This window comes from Sorangium sp. So ce448 (assembly GCF_051520915.1).
GTDB lineage: Bacteria > Myxococcota_A > Polyangia > Polyangiales > Polyangiaceae > Sorangium > Sorangium cellulosum_B.
In genome coordinates, this window is the sequence record NZ_CP150343.1 from 1,474,749 (window position 1) to 1,492,572 (window position 17,824).

The 17,824-nt window shown below is 70.5% G+C and carries 12 protein-coding genes; 6 read left to right on the plus strand and 6 right to left on the minus strand.

Annotated elements, in window-relative coordinates; translation table 11 throughout:
* Positions 1–117 precede the first annotated feature (117 nt).
* Positions 118–3,195, minus strand: a complete 3,078-nt coding sequence (locus tag WMF45_RS05405; protein WP_437715887.1) for a PEP/pyruvate-binding domain-containing protein — start codon at positions 3,193–3,195, stop codon at positions 118–120.
* A 119-nt stretch (positions 3,196–3,314) separates the two neighbouring features.
* On the opposite strand from WMF45_RS05405, the gene WMF45_RS05410 reads away from it, so the two are divergent.
* The 5 genes from WMF45_RS05410 (at position 3,315) to WMF45_RS05430 (ending at position 10,536) form a co-directional block, all read left to right on the plus strand.
* Entirely contained in the window at positions 3,315–4,376 is a 1,062-nt protein-coding gene (locus WMF45_RS05410) for a YegS/Rv2252/BmrU family lipid kinase (RefSeq protein WP_437715888.1), read from the plus strand.
* Between the two features lie 196 nt (positions 4,377–4,572).
* Positions 4,573–5,211 carry a hypothetical protein gene (locus WMF45_RS05415; protein WP_437715889.1) on the plus strand — a complete coding sequence of 213 codons (639 nt, stop codon included), beginning with the start codon at positions 4,573–4,575 and terminating at the stop codon, positions 5,209–5,211.
* A gap of 162 nt (positions 5,212–5,373) precedes the next feature.
* Positions 5,374–6,507 (plus strand): formimidoylglutamate deiminase, encoded by a 1,134-nt coding sequence (locus WMF45_RS05420; protein ID WP_437715890.1) that lies wholly within the window; start codon positions 5,374–5,376, stop codon positions 6,505–6,507.
* Between the two features lie 193 nt (positions 6,508–6,700).
* Complete coding sequence (locus WMF45_RS05425) at positions 6,701–8,431, plus strand: tetratricopeptide repeat protein (protein ID WP_437715891.1); 1,731 nt, start codon at positions 6,701–6,703, stop codon at positions 8,429–8,431.
* 146 nt (positions 8,432–8,577) lie between these two features.
* Complete coding sequence (locus WMF45_RS05430) at positions 8,578–10,536, plus strand: sensor histidine kinase (protein ID WP_437715892.1); 1,959 nt, start codon at positions 8,578–8,580, stop codon at positions 10,534–10,536.
* A 24-nt stretch (positions 10,537–10,560) separates the two neighbouring features.
* On the opposite strand, the gene WMF45_RS05435 is transcribed toward WMF45_RS05430, so the two are convergent.
* From WMF45_RS05435 to WMF45_RS05450, 4 genes are all read right to left on the minus strand, one after another.
* Complete coding sequence (locus WMF45_RS05435) at positions 10,561–11,391, minus strand: hypothetical protein (RefSeq protein WP_437715893.1); 831 nt, start codon at positions 11,389–11,391, stop codon at positions 10,561–10,563.
* Positions 11,388–12,941: a DUF5924 family protein gene (locus WMF45_RS05440; RefSeq protein WP_437715894.1), complete on the minus strand. Its 1,554-nt coding sequence runs from the start codon at positions 12,939–12,941 to the stop codon at positions 11,388–11,390. Before WMF45_RS05440 ends, WMF45_RS05435 begins: the two co-directional genes overlap by 4 nt.
* On the minus strand, positions 12,913–13,092 hold the full coding sequence (locus WMF45_RS05445; RefSeq protein WP_437715895.1) for a hypothetical protein: 180 nt from the start codon (positions 13,090–13,092) through the stop codon (positions 12,913–12,915). Before WMF45_RS05445 ends, WMF45_RS05440 begins: the two co-directional genes overlap by 29 nt.
* A gap of 182 nt (positions 13,093–13,274) precedes the next feature.
* Positions 13,275–14,273, minus strand: a complete 999-nt coding sequence (locus WMF45_RS05450) for a glycoside hydrolase family 11 protein (protein ID WP_437715896.1) — start codon at positions 14,271–14,273, stop codon at positions 13,275–13,277.
* A 582-nt stretch (positions 14,274–14,855) separates the two neighbouring features.
* Between WMF45_RS05450 and WMF45_RS05455 the strand changes: the two genes are divergently transcribed.
* Entirely contained in the window at positions 14,856–16,490 is a 1,635-nt protein-coding gene (locus WMF45_RS05455) for a glycoside hydrolase family 30 protein (RefSeq protein WP_437715897.1), read from the plus strand.
* A gap of 111 nt (positions 16,491–16,601) precedes the next feature.
* Here the strand turns inward: WMF45_RS05455 and WMF45_RS05460 are convergent, their stop codons facing one another.
* Positions 16,602–17,801 carry an alpha/beta hydrolase gene (locus tag WMF45_RS05460; RefSeq protein WP_437715898.1) on the minus strand — a complete coding sequence of 400 codons (1,200 nt, stop codon included), beginning with the start codon at positions 17,799–17,801 and terminating at the stop codon, positions 16,602–16,604.
* Positions 17,802–17,824: the final 23 nt, after the last annotated feature.

A 17,824-nucleotide genomic window follows, 5' to 3' on the forward strand; every position in this document is an offset into this window, starting at 1 on the left:
GGTCGACTGGAGCGGCGGTCGAGCCCGGTGGTGCGCTTCGAGGAGAGGTCACGAGCCCGGCGGAGCCTCAGGCGACGGCGGGGCTCGCCGGGGCTCCGCAGGCCTCTCGGGGGACGCTCAGTCGACCTGGTGGAACACGCCCGCTGGATCGAGGGTCCAGAGCTTCGGGCCTTGCTCGCCGCCGTCCGGCGCCCGGACGTGGATCAGCCGGATGCCCTTCTCCTCCAGCTCGGCGAGGATCGCGGGATCCAGGCCGGGCTCGAGGCGGGGCTCGAAGATGAAGTCCTCCGAGAAATTGTGGTGCTCCGGGCGGTACGTCTGCGCGTAGTAGCCCTTGAGCACGATCGGAGCGCTCGTCAGCCCCTCGATGCGCGTCCCCACCCACTTGTGGAGCGGCGCCGTGTACCCCGCCGTGGGGCCCGTGGGGGCCGGCGGCCAGTAAAACGCGGTCTCCACGGTGACGCCGGACGTCCATGAGAGCGAGCGCTCCTGGAGCAGCGCGCCCGCCACCGGGGGGCCGTCCGCGGGACAAGCGTCGAGCTGCACCACCTCCGAGGACACAGCGAGCGGCGTCCCGTCCCACTCGAGCGCCGGCACGGGCGTGGCGTAGGCGGCGCTCAGCATCATCCCGACGTCGCGCAGCGCGACCAACGGGCCCAGCGACGGCGGCAAGAGCTCGGGCACGGGAGAGGCGGCGAGCGCATAGGTGATCTCCGAGGCCCCGGCGCCGTCCACGAAGGAGTCCGTGGCCGTCTCGCTGGCATACACGTGGGACGCGGCCGGCCACGCCGCGGGGCTGCCCGAGAGCGTCTTCACCGATCCACCGGAGAGGTAGTCGAGCCCCGTGTCCTCGCTGAAGAGCGTGCTGGCGAGCGCCGCCGGCGTGAGGAACCCGCTCTTCGCCGAGAGCCTCGCGCGCACCTTGAGCCGGTGGTTCGCGAACACATTGCCGAACTCGCCCTGGAAGGTGCAGACCTCCCGGGGCTCGTCGAGCAGGAACGGCGTGAGGCTCGGCGTCGTGTCCGGGAGCGCGACCTCGCGCACCTGCTTCACGACGAGATCTCCGGGCTTCATCTTCTTGAACTCGTAATCGAGCAGGAACGACTTCCTGCCGGGGTTCAGCTCGCTGAACCGCGCCTCGACGCGGCCGAGCAGCCCGGCGAGCGCGAGGTAATCGTCCTCCCATTGCATCACGTGGCCGCCGAGCGGGACGAGCGTCGAGCCGGACAGCAGGTAAACCGAGGTCTCCTGGTCGAAGAGGCTCGCTGTCACGACCTCCGGCTGCGCTCCGCCTTCCGGGTTGGTGACGGACGTCGCCCCGAGCTGCGTGACGATCTTGATCTGGTCATTGACCAGCTCGCGCCGCTCGAGCGTCGCGACGCCGTTCGCCATCTCGTCCTCGTCAGGATAGGAGTGATGGACGAGGACGCCCATCCCGACCTCGGCCTCGTCCACGCCATGGAGGAGCCGGGCGAGGAAGGCGTTGTCGTTGTAGAAGCTCGCGTACACCTTGCGGATCGCGCGGAACACGCCGCGCTCGCCGGCCTCGCCGGGGTCGCACAGGCTCGGCCCCTCCTGGTCGGCGTCCCGATCGTCGGCCAGGCAGCCGCTGTAGCTGTCGTAGAGGCCCGCGCCCGTGAAGACGGCGCTGTCCTCCACGTTGGTCGAGCTCCGGAACCGGATCTTCTTCGTGGGCGTGAAGCCCTCGAGCGCCGCCTCGATCGCCTGCCGCTGACCCGCCGAGAAGGCGGTCTCCCCGGTGATCCGCGCGCGGATGGCCGCGAGATCGGCCTTGAGCGCCAGCATGTCGGGCGGGTAGCTATGGGCCGCGAGGCGCTCCGCGATCTCGGCGCGCAGCGTGCGGCCGCCGGGCATGACCTGATCGAGGAAATCGTCCCAGAGATCGAACGACAGCGCGACAGCGACATCGGAGTTCTCCGGGATGGCGTCCCGCAGCAGGCCATAGTTCGCGGCCTTGCCCCCGAAATGGACGATATCCGCGGGGCCGAGATCCTCGGTGGACCCGGCGTAGGCGCCGAGGGGCTCCTTGGGCCGGATCCCGAGCTCGCCGGGCTGCTTCAGCGCGAGCAGCTGCTCCCTGTCCGCCGGCGCGATCCCTGCGGCCTCGAAGAGCACGGCGCGGCAGATGGACCCGTACTGGAGCGAGGCCCGCAGCGCGACCTCCTCGCCGTCGAGCGCCTTTGCCGCGTCCGCGGCGGCCGGATCGCCGAGGTAGACGAACGGGATGCCGAACGAGGTCGCGAGGAGGGCGGTGTGCGCGTTCGGCGTCGCGGGCGACAGCGAGACGATTCCCGCCACATAAGGCACCTCCGCAGGGATGGAGTCGGTGAGCAGGATGTCCTCGGCCCGGAGCTCGCCGCTCGCGTAGGCGGCGTCGATCGCGTCCGGCGGGACATAGCGGAGCCGGCCCACGGCCCAGCCCGTCGCATAACACGCGTCGCCGTCCAGCCACCGCTCGACCGAGCTCACCGGGAACCCGCTCGCCTCGAAGAACGCGCTGTTCTCCGCGGCCGACGCCGCTTGCTCGTACGTCGGGAAATAGAAGGGCCGCGTCCCCCCGGGCGCGATGACGCTGTCCTTCACGAGCTCCAGGACGACGCGCGCCACCTCGGGATCGTAAGCGTCCTGGCGGACGAGCTGGATGCCGTACTCCGGCACGCTCTCCGGGGTCGGCGGGAAGATCACGGCGCCGAGGATGGCCTTCTGTCCCTCCTCGTGCAGCGAGACCTGGTCGAACTCGTCCCGCGACATCTCGAAGAACGGGTCGAGCCGCGCCGTGGCGAACTCGCCGTGGAACGCGAACTTGTTGCTGTCCTGGTAATAGACCTTGGTGGGGTCGTGCATCAGCACGGTGAACTTCACCCAGCCCGGCGTCTGGAAGGCCGGGGGCCAGGCGGTGAAGGGCTCGAAGGGGAAGCTGATCTGGTTCTTCCAGTCCTCCGATGGAGTGATGTCGATCGGGTAGGTGTCGACGGGCCATGACGCGCCGCCTCCGGCGCTCCCGCCGTCTCCCCCGCCTTCGCCGCCCGCGCCGCCTTCGCCGCCGGTGGCGCCTCCGCTGCTCGTGGCGCCGTTGCCACCCGTGCCCGAGTCCTCTCCGCAGGCGGCGAGCGTCCCCGCGCCGAGGAGCGCGAGCGCAAGACAAGCCGGTCGACCGATTCGATGAAGTCTCATGAACAACATCGCGGTACAACTGCCGTGCCATCGTGCGACGAGCGGCGTCTCCGGGCTGCGCGGCGGGGCGCCGCTGTCGCGCGGGTGGCGCACGCAGGCACAGCCGTACGGGTGCAACGATGGCCGCTCGCGCGGGGCCGCTTGCGGCCACCCTGCCGATTTTTCTTGGGGTTTCAACCGGTTCGGCGTTCTACGATGCCGCCATGACCGAGCGGAGAGCGGCGCTGATCGTGAACCCTGCTGCCGGCCACGCGGGCGATTCGGTCGAGTCGCTGCCTGCCCGGCTCCAGCGCGAGTTTGCGCTGAGCGTCCACGAGACGAGCGCGGAGCGCTCTGCCGCCGCCTGCGCCGACGCGGCGCGCCGCGAAGGGGCCTCCCTGGTGATCGCGGCGGGGGGCGACGGGACGATCTCCAGCGTGGCGTCGGCGCTCCTCGGGACCGATGCGTGCCTGGGGGTCCTGCCGCTGGGAACGGCGAACTCGATCGCGCACTCCCTGGGGATCCCGGCCGACCTGGAGGGGGCGATCGACGTGCTCGTCCACGGCGAGCCGACGCGCATCGACGCCGCCCGCGCCAACGGGAAGACCATGATCCTGCTGTCGGCGGTCGGGCTGCACGCCGACACGGTCGGCGAGACCCCGCAGGACGAGAAGCAGCGCTGGGGGGTGCTCGCGTACATCCGCACCGGGCTGAAGAAGCTGATGAGCCTCGAGCCGTTCGTTGTCGAGATCGAGACCGAGGACCAGCGGATCCACTGCCGTGCGGTCGCGGTGACCGTCGCGAACATGGCGCCTCCGCGCACGGTGCTGGCGCAGGGGCCGCCTGTCCTTTCCCCCGACGACGGGCGGCTCGACCTCACCATCGTGTCGGCCACGACGCTGGTGGAGGCGGTCGCGACCGGGCTGCACCTCCTGAGGACCGCGATCGACGGCGAGCCGGCCGAGCGCGACAACGTCGGTTTCCTCGCCGCCCGGCGGGTCTGCATCACGACCGATCCGCCCCAGAACGTGCTCATCGACGGCGAGGAGGCCGGGACGACGCCGCTCGTGGTGGAGTGCCTCCCGCGCGCCCTGAGGGTCATGGCGCCCCGCCGCGAGGAGGCCCGTGAAGCGCCGCCCGCCGCGGAGGTCGAGGTGAAGCTCGCGGGATTGCCGGAGCTCGAGGTCGAGCCGAAGCGCTGAGGCGCGCTCGGGCGGCGAAGGCCCGAGGAAAATCCAGACGACCACGACCACGTTGACGACCCGGCTTCGCGGCGCGCGGCGAGCAGCATCGTGACGGCCTCCCGAGGGAGGAACCTCACCCGCCCGGCGTAAGGAAACGTGGTTCTGCCGCCGCGGCAGGGCTCGATTCTTGACCTTTCATCGGGAGTGCAGAGGAATGCGAACGACGTTCTGGGCTGGGGTTGTGGGGGTGTGCCTGGCTTGCGGCCTCTCGGGGCTGGGCTGCGGGGGCGACGACGACGGGGCGAAGCCCGGCGACTCGACGGGTTCGGCGGGGGGCGGCGGCTCCGGGACCGCGTCCTGCTCCGGACTCGACACGTCGGCGCTCGTCAGCGAGCTCTCGCCCGCGGAGGTCGAGCAGGCGTGCAAGGGGTATCGCCGCTGCAGCGCCGAGCAGGTGACCGTCGAGTCCGTCTGCCTCATGCAGGGCGTGCTCGGCGCGGCGTACGGGGACGACGCCGGGACCAGCGACGCCGAGCTGCAGGCGAAATGCTCCGAGCTGGTCCAGGGGTGCATGGCCGACCCGAGCCAGGCAGAGCAGCTTCTGGAGCAGGCCCTCATGGAGGTCGACGCAAAGCCCTGCGGCCAGCCGACGCAGTGCACGGCCACGATCGCGGAGATCGACGCCTGCGCCGCCGAGATGCGAGCGTATGCGCGCGAGGTGTTCCCCGAGTGCAGCGCGCTCACCATGGCTTTCTACGAGCAAACCGACAAGGGCGACGCCCTGCTCGAGGGGGCTTGCGGCAAGCTCGGCGCCGGCTGCTTCCCTCTCTTCACGACGCCAGGCGCAGAGTGAGCAGACCGCGCCGGACGCGGCGCGCCGCGGGCCGTGCGCTCCCTGCTACAGAGCGCGGAGGGCCCCGCTGGCTCGCGGCGCCGCCCCGGCAGAGCGGCCTGACCACGCCTTTTCCCGTCTGTCCCAACGTGATGGACGCGGTGGACGTGATAGACGTGCGCCATGAGGCTGACCGAGCGAGCCATCGAGCTGCCGGCGCTCGCGAGCGCCCACTCCCATGCTTTCCAGCGCGGGATGCGCGGTGAGGCGCAGCGGCCGGGGCCGTCGGGGGCGGACGACTTCTGGTCGTGGCGCAGCGCCATGTACGCGCTCGCCGAGTCGCTCACGCCGGAGTCCATTCATGCCATCTCGAAGGTGGCCTATCGCGAGCTCCGCGCCGCGGGCGTGCGCACGGTGGGCGAGTTTCATTATGTGCACCACCAGCCGGGCGGCGCGCCCTACGCGGATCGCACGGTCCTCGCGGACGCGGTGATCGAGGCCGCGCGCGAGGAGGGCCTCCGGATCGCGCTCCTCCGGGTCGTCTACGCGCGCGCCGGCGCGGGCAGGGCGCCCGAGGGGGCGCAGCGGCGGTTCTCGGACGCCTCGCTCGACGCGGCGCTCGCGGACGTCGAGGCGCTCCGGGCGCGCTACGCGGGCCGCGAGGACGTGCGCGTCGGCGTGGCGCCCCACAGCGTGCGCGCCGTGCCCCCGGCGTGGCTCGGCGAGATCGCGCGGTACGCCGCGGAGCGCGGGCTCATGGTGCACATGCACGTGGCCGAGCAGCCGGCCGAGATCGAGGCGTGCCTCGCCGAGACCGGCCGGCGGCCTGTGGAGCTCCTGGCCGAGCGCGGGGTCCTCGGCGAGCGCTTCGTGGCGGTGCACGCGACGCACCTCGCGCCGCACGAGCCGGCGCTGCTCGGCGCGGCGAGGGCGTTCGCGTGCCTGTGCCCGACGACCGAGCGCGACCTCGGCGACGGATTGCCCGACGTCGGCGCGCTGCGCGCGGCGGGCGCGCGGCTGTGCGTCGGGATCGACAGCCACGTGATCACCGACCCGTTCGAGGACATGCGCGGCGTCGAGCTGGGCGAGCGGCTGCGGACGGGCCGGCGCGTGACGCTGCGGGGCGAGGGCGGGGCGACGCCGGCCGAGGCGCTCTGGGAGATCGGCTCGCAGCGGGGGGCGGAGGCGTGCGGGTTCGCCGATCCTGGCGGCAGCATCTCGGTGCGCAGGGACGCGCCGGCGCTCGCGATGGTGCGGGAGGAGCGGCTGCTCGACGCGGTGGTGTACAGCGGGAGCCCTTCGATCGTGGAGGGGTGAGCGGCTCCGACTCGCGGTCGTCGACGTGACGCTGGCGCGCGGGCGCTAGAGGACGTCGAGCTGCCCGCCGGTGCGATCGCGCTCTCGCCGGAGTCTCCGGCCTGAGGCTCGACACGATGAGTGCCTGTTCGCGTCGGGCGTCCCAGGCACGCCGCATTGTCTTTTGATGCGCCCTCAGGTAATCCTTCGGGCCATGCGCCAGCCTGGCCTCGTGTTCTCATTGGCATCGACGCTCCTTGCCGCGTGCGGAGGCGCTGCCGGCGACGTCGTTCGACCGAACGACATCACCGGCACCGACGCCCTCGGCACGACCGTGCAGCCTTGCGGCGCCGAGCCGAAGTTCGCGCAGCCGCTGGTCGTGGATCTCGACGCGTCGTCGCGCGTCGATCTCGAAGCGTCGATGAAGAAGGGCGTCGTGGTCGTCGCCTACGACTGCAAGAGCCTGCGCGTCCTGCCCTCGTGCAAGCTCGAGAGCGGCGACTACGAATATGCAGGCGTCAGCCGCAAGGAGCAGGTCGTCCAGATGACGAACCAGGACGATCTCAACGTGAACCTCCCCCTGAGCGCCGGGAAGATCGGCGCCGACATGAAATCGGGCAACTCGATCGATCTCGCGCTCGTGTTCGTCGGGAGGCGCGCGACGACGGTCGAGCGCATCGACCGAGCCGAGCTGACGGGGGGCTGCGACGGCGCGACGCACTTTCTCCAGTCGGCTTCGGTCGGAGCGTTCTCGATGAAGACGGGCTCCGTCGGGAAGATCCTGGCCGTCGCCGATCTCTTCAAGGTCGGGGCGTCGGGATCGAGCGCCTCGTCGCGCAACGCTTCGAGCACCGACGGTTCGCTCGAGGCGTGTCGCAAGGCGGACCCGGACGCGCCGAGCCCCCCGGCGGAGTGCCGAGCACCGCTCAGCGTCCAGCTCGAGCCGCTGGGTGGCGCGAGCGCGGCCAAGAAGCCGCGCGGGAAGGAGGGCAGGGAGCCGACGCCGCAGGAGAGCCCGTGCCCCCGAGATTTCGTCTTCAGCGGCGGGATCTGCACGCGCGCGGTCGAGGCGGCGCACCTGTGCAAGCCCGAGAATGCGCCGGATTGCAAGGAGCAGTGCGATAAAGGCAGCGCCGAGTCGTGCTACAACTACGCGTCGAGAAAGACCATCGAGAACAGCGAGCGAGAGGCCTACTACAAGAAGGCCTGCGACGGCGGCGTCGCGGACGGCTGCGGATGGTACGGGCTCTACCGCTGGCAGGGGGGAGACAACTCGAAGAGCCCGGCGAACAAGGAGGCTATCGAGCTCGCGCGAAAGGGCTGCACCATGGGCGGGAGCGCGGCATGCACGATGCTCGGCGACTTCCTCTGGACCTTTGAATCGGCCGGCCCGTTCTCCGATCTGGCGGGCTCGGTCCGCGCGTACGAGCGCGCGTGTGCGCTCGGCGACGGCGAGGGCTGCTCCGCCAGCGCCTCGCAGTACCTGCTCGGGGAGGGGGTCGAGAAAGACGAGGTGAAGGCGGTCGCGCTCATGAACCGCGCCTGCTACGGCGGCTATCCATCCGATTGCGTCCGCCTCGGCGAGCACCTCGCCAAGTCCCGAAGCCATGCGGACCCGGTCCGCGCGCTCGGCCTCGCTCAATTCGGCTGCGCCCAGGAGGCCGATCTCTGCTCGTTGGCGTCGAAGGTCGCGCTCCGCATCGGCAAGGACGCGGACGCGTTCGCCCTCGCCAAATCCGGGTGTGACCGCAGGGCAGTCTGGTGCGAAGAGGTCGGGGACCTGCTCGCCGAGGGGAAGGGCGCTCCGAAGGACCTCGAAAAGGCGAAAGAGAACTGGCGAAGGTCGTGCGAGGCGATGCGCGCCGAAGGGCTCGACGGGTCCGACGTGTGCGCCAAGGCGAACGGCGCGCCGAAGCCGCCTTCGTCGTCTCCGAAGAAGAGATAGCGGTCGACCGAGGCGGGGCGCCGGCTAGCCGCGGCGCGGGGGATCGAGGCAGGCCCAGGCCGAGCGGGCGAGCGTGAAGCGCGCTCACACGTGGTGCGTGGCGTGGTTTGTGAGGAGCCGTTCCCTGCGTCTCGCCTGCGTCATGCATGGGAAACGAACGGCCAAGGAAAGAATGGCTCGACTGGATGCCCCTGGCGGCGCTGCTGCCGATCGGCGTCGTCTTGCTCCTGAGCCTCCACGAGATCCAGGACGTCCATCGCAGGAACATCGCGGCGACCCTGCAGGCGGTGCTCTCGACGACCCGCGAAGGGCTCTTGACGTGGGCGCGGCAGGCGAAGGGCGCCGCGGGGTTCTGGGCGAACGAGCCGAGGATACAGCGCGCGGTCGCCGCCCAGGTCGAGCTGCGCCGCAGCGAGGGCTCGCTCCGCGACAGCCCGTACCTCCAGGAGCTGCGGCTGGAGCTGGAGAACGTCGTCGAGCGGGAACAGTGCCTCGGCTTCGACGTCATCGCGCTGGATGGCACCCACGTCGCCTCGGATCGCGATGAGCTCCTCGCCACCAAGACGCTGAGCGCCCACGACCCGGACACCATCGCCGCGGCCCTGCGCGGCTCGACCGTCATGGGTACTCCTTTCGCCATGCGGTCTCCCGTCCTCGGCAGGGTCACCCCCGTCCTCGTCGTCGCGGCGCCGGTGCGCTCCGTCACCGGAGATGGGGAGATCATCGCGGCGCTCGCCTTCCGCATCGATCCCGGGAAGGAGCTGACGCAGATCGCCCATCGCGGACAGGTCGGCGCGGCAGGGGAGACCTACGCGTTCGACAGGCACGGCCGCGTCGTCACGGAGCTCAGATTCGCCCAGAACCTCCGCGACATGGGCCTCCTGGCGGCCGGCGAGCGCACGAGCCTCAACGTGGAGATCCGCGATCCCGGGGGCGAGGTGCCGGACGGCTCCGCGCGCCCCTTGCCTCGCATGGAGCAGCCGCTCACGCGCATGGCGACCAGCGCCGTCGCGGGGATCGCCGGGGTCGACGTCGAGGGATACCGCGATTATCGCGGCGTCGAGGTCGTCGGCTCGTGGCTGTGGGATCAGGAGCTCGACCTCGGCCTGGCGACCGAGATCGACAAATCCAGCGCGTATGGCGTGTATGTCGTGACGCGCCGTGTGGTCCTCACCGCCTGCGGCGTGATGCTGCTCGCCACGCTCGTCCTGACGATCCTCCTGCAGCGGCGCGCGAAGGATCTGGCCACCGGCGTGCAGCGCGAGCAGGAGCTGCGCAGGGAGCTCGAGGATCGTGTCCGCCGCCTGGAGTGCGCGGAGACGGAGCTGAAAGACGCCATCCGCGTCCGCGAGGAGTTCCTGCGGTTCGCCTCGCACGAGCTGCGCACGCCGCTGACGAGCCTGCGGCTCCTGTACGAGCACATGCTGCGATCGCGATCGCAGCCCCTCATGGTGACGCTGGGCTCGAAGGACATCAGCCGCTTCTTGAAGGTATCGTCGCGGGAGCTCGCCCGGATCACGCAGGTCATCAACAACATGTTCGTCGTCGCGAGCTTCGCGACAGGCCCGCCGGCGCTGAACCTGGAGAGGACGGAGCTCAACGAGATCGTGCGCAGGACCGCCCGGCAGGTGACAGAGCAGCTCGAGGCCGACGGGTGTTCCCTGGAGCTCCAGCTCGACCGATCCGTGTTTGGCAACTGGGACGACGCGCGCGTCGAGCAGGTCATCACGAACCTGCTGTCGAACGCGTCGCGGCACGGCGCTGGACAGCCGATCACGCTGTCGGTCGTCCGGCAGGCCGGCTTCGCGGTGATCTCCGTGCGCGATCGCGGCGTCGGCATCACACCGGAGCAGCGGGACAGGCTCTTCGAGCCGTTCCGGTGGACCCCGGAGGCGCACAGCGGGCTCGGCGTCGGGCTCTACGTCTGCAGGCTGATCGTGTGGGCGCACGGCGGAGAGATCCTTGTCGAGAGCGAGCCAGGTCAGGGCACGACGTTCCGCGTCCGGCTGCCGCTGCCTCCGGAGATCGAGGGAGGCGACGCCGCCCTGGCGCCCGGGAGCGACCGGAAGCCGGCGGAGGAGCGGAGCAACGGAGGGACGGAGTGACGGGAGCAGGCGAGCGGCGGCCGCTCACCCCAGCGCGCCCGCGACGAGCTGCGCCACCCTCAGGAGGACCGCCACGACCGCCCCGACGTTCCACGCGCGCGCGAGCCACCACTGCACCTCGGCGCCGTTGATCCACGGCGGCACCCACGCCGGCGGCGCCAGCAGATCGGCGACGGTGAGGACCCGCTCGCGCTCCTGCGCCGCGCGGTAGCCGCCCTCGCCCCCGCGGACGTGCTCCTCCGCCCGCACGAGGGCGAGGAGCCGCGCGCCGCGCCCCTCCGGGAGCAGCGCCGCGCCCGCGCGCAGCGCCTCCGGGGTCGCGGGCAGCTCGACGGCCCGGCCGCGCTGCGTGAGGCGGAGCGCGCCGCCCCCCGCGCGCTCGACCCGCGCGCGGACCCAGCCCTCGGAGCGCTCGCCGCGGAGCACCGACGAGAGCGGCGCGAGCTCGGGATCGGGGCCCAGCCGGGGCGCGCGCTCCCCCGGGAGCACGCGCGCGGCGAAGAACCAGAGGGCGATCGGGAGCACCGACAGGAACGGAGTCAGATCGAGCAGGCTGGTCACGCCCGCCACCCCGTCGAGCACCGGCAGGGCGATCACGCCCGCGCCGGCGAAGGCGCCCACGGCGATCGTCGCGCCGAACCCGCCGACCACGCCGACGGCGACGTTGCCGATCGCGACGACGCCGACGGCCACGTTGCCGATCGCGATGAAGCCGCGCGCGACGTTGCCGATCGCGATGAAGCCCGTGACGACGTTGCCGAACACGAGGAACCCGTTCGCGATGTTGCCCGCGTCGACCCAGCGCGCGCGCTCTGCCGCGCTCGCCTGCCCTGCGCCCCGGAGCGGCCAGCTCATTCCGTCACCTCGAACGAGGTGCGGCCGACGAGCTGGCCGTCCTCGGTCTCGACATCCACCGTCCAGCGCCCCGCCAGGCGGCGCGGCAGGCTCCCGCCCACGAGCTGCGACTTGAGCCGCACCGCGCCCTCGGGCCCGGGCACGCGCAGCGTCTCCTCGGGCGCGCGGAGGACCTCGCGCCCCTCGCGCCGCCAGACGTGGAGCAGGCGATCGCCGTCGCCGCCCGGCACCACCACGTCGGTCACCGCGCGGAGCTCGCGAATCACGGAAAAATGAAGCGATTTCACGGACATGGCGAGCCGTCCGTCCGGCAGCACCGAGGGGCCCACGGCCGCGGAGGACAGGTGCATCGGGACGGGCGGGATGAGCTCGCGCGTCCCGTAGGCGAGCCCGACCCCGGCGGCCATCGCGACGACGAGGAACACGGCGCCCATCCGGCTCCAGAGGGCCCCGAACGGCAGGTGCAGCGTGCAGAAGCCGAGCACGGACACGAGGGCGGCGGAGAGCAGCGTGTACAGCGTGCGGGTGTCGGGGAGGAGCGCGGGGATGACGAGGTTCAGGCACGCGAACAGCGTCACCCCGTAGAACACCGACGCGAGGGTCTTCCAGCGCATGAGCACGCGGTCGAAGACGAGATCGAGCGTCGAGAGCACCGCGCAGGCGCCGAGGAGGAGGACGAACCACCGGTTCGGCGCGTCCAGGCTGGCGCTCTTCCAGTAGAACGGGAGGAGGAAGAAGAGCATGCCCTGATAGAGGTTCTTCAGGACATAGGTCATCACGAGGAAGCGCAGCCGGGCGCCGCGCCACGCCGTCGCGAAGTCCTGTCGGGCGCCGGTGCCGAAGAGCCGGAAGAAGAGGAGCACGAGCAGCCAGGCGACGCTGACCGTGACCGCGAGGAAGCGCGCGTGCTGGAACCCCTTCTGCGCGAAGGTCACGACGAAGGCGCCGAGGCTGAGCGCGTACGCGGTGTGCAGCCACCAGAGCTTCTTGTGGTGGCGCTTGAGGAAGGCGCGGGCGGACGATCGGAGGTCCCCGGGCTTGCCCTCGTCCTCGGCGTTCAGGTCGACGTAGGACGCCTTGGGCTCGGCCTTGACGGTCGGTGCGTTGTCCTCGTCCGCTGCCCCGCCGCGCGCTTGCCGGTCGGGCATCTTGAGCGTGCGGTCGTCGTGCTCCCCGCCCGGGGTGCTGGCCCTGGGCGGCATGTGCAGGGTGGCCTCGTCCCCGGTCTGGGCGCCGGCCCTGGAGGGCATGCGCAGGGTGGCCTCGTCCCCGGTCTGGGCGCCGGCCCTGGGCGGCATGCGCAGGGTGGCCTCGTCGGTCGGCGGAGTTCGGGCCTGTCCGGCCGCGTGGGGCGGGGCGTGGCCCGGCGGGCGAGCGGGCTCGTCGCCCGGCATGTACATGATCGTGGGCGCCTCTCCGAAGGCCTCCGGGACGCGCGTCTTGTGGACCTGCGTCGTGGCGCTGGAAGGCGGCGTCGACGGCAGAGAGGGCGCGTTCGCGTGGGCCCCGGGGGCCGGGGCGTCAGGGGAGCGCGGCGCGTGCTGTTTCATGTCCGGCCCGCAGCGTACCCGACGGGCGGTCCACCTTCGAGCGCCGCACGAGCGGGCCGGCGCGGCCGGCGCTCGGGGCGCGCAGGGCGGCGAGCGCCTCGACGGGGCGCGTGTGGCGCGTGTCGTCGTCCTGACTGAACAACCCCCTCATGGGTCGGCATCGGTCGGCATCTCGCCGGGAAACGGAACAGGGAGACGGTGAGGTCGTCGGGAGGTTACTCCCCGTCTCCCCGTGAATCCTCCCCCCGAAAGATTCGAGGGGACGCTTCAGCTGCCCGTCGTTGCTCCGTTCAGGAACGGCTGTCGGTCGAAACGATGCTCAGGGCTCGGTGCTCACTCGATCGAGAGCTTCACATCGGCGCTGCCGCTGCTTTGATAGCCTTCCACGACCAGCGAGACCTCATAGAAGGTCCCCAGGGTCAGCCCCTGCTTCCCCCACGCGTCGAAGTGGTTGCCGACGGTGACGGTTCCGCTCGTGCGCTTTTGCTGCCGGACGCTCCAGAACTGATAGAAGGTCGCATTGCCGTCGATGGAGGGCTGGTTGACTCGCTGGGTCTTGTAGATGTCGTAGGTGCCTCCGTCGCTGCTGACGGTGCCCACGAACCCCTCTCCGCCCGGCGGACGCCAGTTGCCCCAGCTCTCGACGATGTAATACTCGATGAGCGGGTTCCTCGTCCACCCATAGACAGACAGGTAGGAGTTGCCGTTCGGCCGGTAGTCGGCCTCGTAGGTGACGATATTGTTCTTCCCGCCCGGCCTCAAGCCTTTACGGCCCAGCAGGTTGTTGATGTTGCTCCACTCTACGCTGAAGCCATCCGCCGTGTTGACGAGGCACCCGGTTCCTCGGTCCTTCCAGTACTCGAAGGTGAGCCCGCAATGCGTGCCTGTCCTGTCGCTGCAGACCTCCAGGTCGGCTTCCGTGCACCGGGTGGGTGTGCCGGTCCCGGTCGTGGACGTGGTGCTGCTCGCGGTCGTGGTGCTCGTTGTCGAGCTGCTCGTTGTCGAGCTGCTCGTTGTCGAGCTGCTCGTTGTCGTGGTGCTCCCGCCCCCGGACCCGTCGAAGCCCCCGGCCCCGCTCGTGGTCGACCCGCTCGTGGTGGTGCTGCCCCCGGCCCCGCTCGTGGTCGACCCGCTCGTGGTGGTGCTGCCCCCGGCCCCGCTCGTGGTCGACCCGCTCGTGGTGGTGCTGCCCCCGGCCCCGCTCGTGGTCGACCCGCTCGTGGTGGTGCTGCCCCCGGCCCCGCTCGTGGTCGACCCGCCCGGGCCCGTCGTGGTGCCTGTGGTGCCGGTGGTGCCGGTGGTGCCGGTGGTGCCGGTGCTGCCCGCGGTCACGCCGCCCGTCCCAGCAGACGAGCTGCCCCCCGCCCCGGTCTCAGCAGATGAATCGTCCGGCCCCGCGCACCCCACTGCGACGACTCCTAGGGAGATAGTAAAAAGTTTTAACAAAGTTAAACGCACAGCTCCTCCTTGGCTAGATGACTCAATTCCCCGCAGCCGATCTCGTGATCATGGCTAGCACCAGGGCTCGGTGGCGACAACGATCCATGGAGCCATTCCAGCCCCTGGTGCAAGGCCAGTCCTAAGGATGGACCTGGCCGAGTCGCGGACGAGGTTGCACAGCCGTCCCCGGTTCGGTGAGTCTGCGAACAGCCGCCAAGGAGAGCCCTTCCCACCGTCACCCTGGATCCCTGGCGCGCCTATCCGCGTGAAACAGCGGAGGAGAACTACATGAGCGCGGGAACATGGGAGCGGCTCGGGTCCCATCTTCCGCGCTCCGGGCCGCCATGCTCTACTGTTGCCGTTCTCGGGAAGACGCTGCCTGTCCGGCCGGACAGGTCATCGACCACCGGAGCGAGCTGTCGAGACCTCTCACCGTGGAGCGACCGGGAGGCACCGGAGCTCGGGGACGGCCCCATGATGACCAGGACGTCGAGAACCTCGTCCCTCCTTGCGATCACCGTGGTCCTCGTATCGGGCTGCGGCCGTGACTCGGCAGCTCCCTCGGACGAGGCCGGGTCGAACGGTGGAAGCGGCGGCGCGCCCTCGACCGGAGCAGGAGGAGCGGCGGGCTCGGGCGGGGCGCCGGCGGGCTCGGGCGGGGCGCCGGCGGGCTCCGGTGGGGCAGGGGAGGCGAGCGCGGCTTCGACCAGCGGCGGCTCGTCGGGCGCGAGCGGGGGCTCACCGAGCGAGCCTCGCCCCACGGTGACCGCCGCTCCGGGCACGGAGCTCGTCACGGTCGACACGAGCGTGATGCACCAATCCTTCGAGGGCTGGGGCACCAGCTTGTGCTGGTGGGCCGATCACGTGGGTGGATGGCAGGAAGCCAAGCGCAACGCCGTGGTCGAAGCGGTCGTCGATCCGGTGAATGGCCTCGGCTACAACGTCTTCCGCTACAACATCGGCGGCGGGGAGAACCCGTCCCACGAGCACATGAAGGAGCACCGCGAGATGCCTGGATTCCAGAGCGCCGACGGGACCTTCACGTGGGCGAACGACGAAAGGCAGCGCGCCATCCTCCTGCGCATCGCGGAGCGCGGAGCGGATCTGATCTTCGAGGCGTTCTCCAACTCTCCCCCCTACTGGATGACGAACAGCGGTTGCGCCTCGGGCAGCAGCAACGGCAAGGACAACCTCAAAGCGGACCATTACGACGACTTCGCCCACTACCTCACGGAGGTCGTCCGCCGCTACAGGGACGAGCACGGGATCACCTTTCGCACGCTCGAGCCGCTGAACGAGCCTTTCGCCGACTGGTGGAAATCGAACGGCTCCCAGGAAGGATGCCACTTCGACCGGGCGAGTCAGGAGAAGATCATCCAGGAGGTGGCCAAGCAGCTGACCAGCAAGGGCCTCGGCGAGACGGTCGTCAGCGCGTCGGACGAGAACAGCATGGATGACGCCGTCCGGAACATCGGCGCCTTCGGCGCGGGGACGCTCGCCGCTTTCCAGCAGCTCAACGTCCACTCCTATGCCGGCAGCCAGCGCAGCGAGCTCCGGCAGCTGGCGACCAGGCTCGGCAAGCGGCTGTGGCAATCGGAGTCGGGGCCGCTCGGGCAGAACATCAGCGACGACACGGACGCGGCGCTGTTCATGGCGGAGCGCATCATCGACGATCTGCGCGAGCTGAAGCCGGAGGCCTGGGTGGACTGGCAGTCGGGCGATCCGTCGCGCAGCTGGGCGAGCTTCACGCTGAACGACCGCGAGCAGTCCTTCGCTCCCATCAAGCGCTTCTACATGCATGCCGGCTTCAGCCGCTACATCCGGCCCGGCGCGCGCTTCGTCGACGTCGACAGCGAGGACATGGTGGCCGCGGTCAGCGCCGACGGGGGCTCTCTCTCGCTCGTGGTCCGCAACGGCGATCGCAACGCGAGCCGCGGCTACACGCTCGATCTCACCCGGCTGCCCGCGGTCGGTCCCGCCGCGGAGGTGCACCGCACCTCGCGCACGGAGGACCTCGAGCGGCTCGCCGACATGGCGATTGAAGGCTATCGCCTGGTGGTCACGGTCCCGGCCTTTTCCGTCACCACCTTCGTCATCCCGATGCGCTGATTTCGCCTGGCTCGACATCCATGATCGAGCGTCGGACCGTCCGCTTCACGACGCTGTGCGTCGGCGCGTCGTGCGGGGCGCTGCTGCCCCCGAGGCCACCGGCCCGCGTCGTCAATCGACCGGGTAGCCCCGCCACATCCAGCGCAGCGTGTCGGGGAGCGTCTGCTTGATCACCCTCCCGTCGCAGTGGCCGGCGCCCTTCGCGTAGACGAAGCGGTAATGATACCCCTTCTCCTTGAGGACCGCCGCCACGCGCTGGTTCGCCATCACCCAGTTGTGGTGGCTGGCTTCATCCCGGGTGCTGCCGAGGTCGTTCTCGCCGACCTGCAGGAAGACGCGCAGCGGCTTGGGCGGGCTGTCCCGGATGAGCCCCTCCGTGTACTCCCAGGCGCCGTCGGGATACTCGGCCTCGGTGGGCGCGACGGGGTTCTGCTGGTCGACGAACGTGCCGGCGTAGGTGACGATCTTGCGGTAGGTGTCGTGGCCGAACCAGCCCATGGTCAGCGCCGCTGCCCCGCCCGAGCTGCACCCGTACGAGGCGCGGCCATCCGGGTTGCTCGTGAACTTCAGGTTGGGGTACGCGGCGTGGACGGCTTTGTCGTTCTTGACCGCCTCGAGGAGCTCCGTATCGACGAACCTCTGATAAGCGTCCGACATGGTATCGTATTCGAGCCCCCGCTCGCTGCCGTACGAGTCGCCCCCTCCGCTCGCGGCGAAGATGGTGATGACGCTCGGGAAGCGGTTGTCCGGGTCCGCGACGAAGTTGTTGATCGTGTTGATGATCTCGTTCCTGTCGCGCGCGTCCTGCACGACCATGAACGGCGCCTCCGCGCCGTCGACGTACGTCGCGGGGATCGCGATCTCCACGCGGCGGTTGAAATCCCCCTTGGCGTTGTCGTTCAACGTCGGATCGTGGCCGGTGAAGATCTTGCTCTCCCGGGACGACAGGGTAAACGTGAACGTCCGCCCCTGGGGAACGCCGTCGATCCTCTTGATCTCGGGGGCGTCCCGGTAGTCAGGCCCGATCTCGAAATCGCCGTCGCCTTCGGTGCCGACCGGATCGACCGTCCCGCCCTGTCCTCCCCCGCCGCTCGGGTTCGGGTCGTCCGTGCCGCCCGCGCCCGAGGTGCTGCCGGCGCTGCTCGAAGAACTGCTGCTCGAAGAACTGCTGCTGCTGCTCGAAGAACTGCTGCTGCTGCTTCCTTTTCCTCCGCTGCCGCCCGAGCCGTCGGCGGCGTCGTTGTCGGACCCGCAAGCAGCGATTGAAAGCGCGACAAGGAGCGAGATACTGCACGGTATCGAGCGGGTCATGGATCCTCCTGGGATGAAGCTGC

Bases quoted from the DNA above. Each gene is read 5' to 3' on its own strand.
- WMF45_RS05405 (WP_437715887.1), bottom strand. From the start codon at position 3,195: ATGAGACTTCATCGAATCGGTCGACCGGCTTGTCTTGCGCTCGCGCTC.
- WMF45_RS05410 (WP_437715888.1), top strand. From the start codon at position 3,315: ATGGCCGCTCGCGCGGGGCCGCTTGCGGCCACCCTGCCGATTTTTCTT.
- WMF45_RS05415 (WP_437715889.1), top strand. From the start codon at position 4,573: ATGCGAACGACGTTCTGGGCTGGGGTTGTGGGGGTGTGCCTGGCTTGC.
- WMF45_RS05420 (WP_437715890.1), top strand. From the start codon at position 5,374: ATGAGGCTGACCGAGCGAGCCATCGAGCTGCCGGCGCTCGCGAGCGCC.
- WMF45_RS05425 (WP_437715891.1), top strand. From the start codon at position 6,701: ATGCGCCAGCCTGGCCTCGTGTTCTCATTGGCATCGACGCTCCTTGCC.
- WMF45_RS05430 (WP_437715892.1), top strand. From the start codon at position 8,578: ATGGGAAACGAACGGCCAAGGAAAGAATGGCTCGACTGGATGCCCCTG.
- WMF45_RS05435 (WP_437715893.1), bottom strand. From the start codon at position 11,391: ATGAGCTGGCCGCTCCGGGGCGCAGGGCAGGCGAGCGCGGCAGAGCGC.
- WMF45_RS05440 (WP_437715894.1), bottom strand. From the start codon at position 12,941: ATGAAACAGCACGCGCCGCGCTCCCCTGACGCCCCGGCCCCCGGGGCC.
- WMF45_RS05445 (WP_437715895.1), bottom strand. From the start codon at position 13,092: ATGAGGGGGTTGTTCAGTCAGGACGACGACACGCGCCACACGCGCCCC.
- WMF45_RS05455 (WP_437715897.1), top strand. From the start codon at position 14,856: ATGATGACCAGGACGTCGAGAACCTCGTCCCTCCTTGCGATCACCGTG.
- WMF45_RS05460 (WP_437715898.1), bottom strand. From the start codon at position 17,801: ATGACCCGCTCGATACCGTGCAGTATCTCGCTCCTTGTCGCGCTTTCA.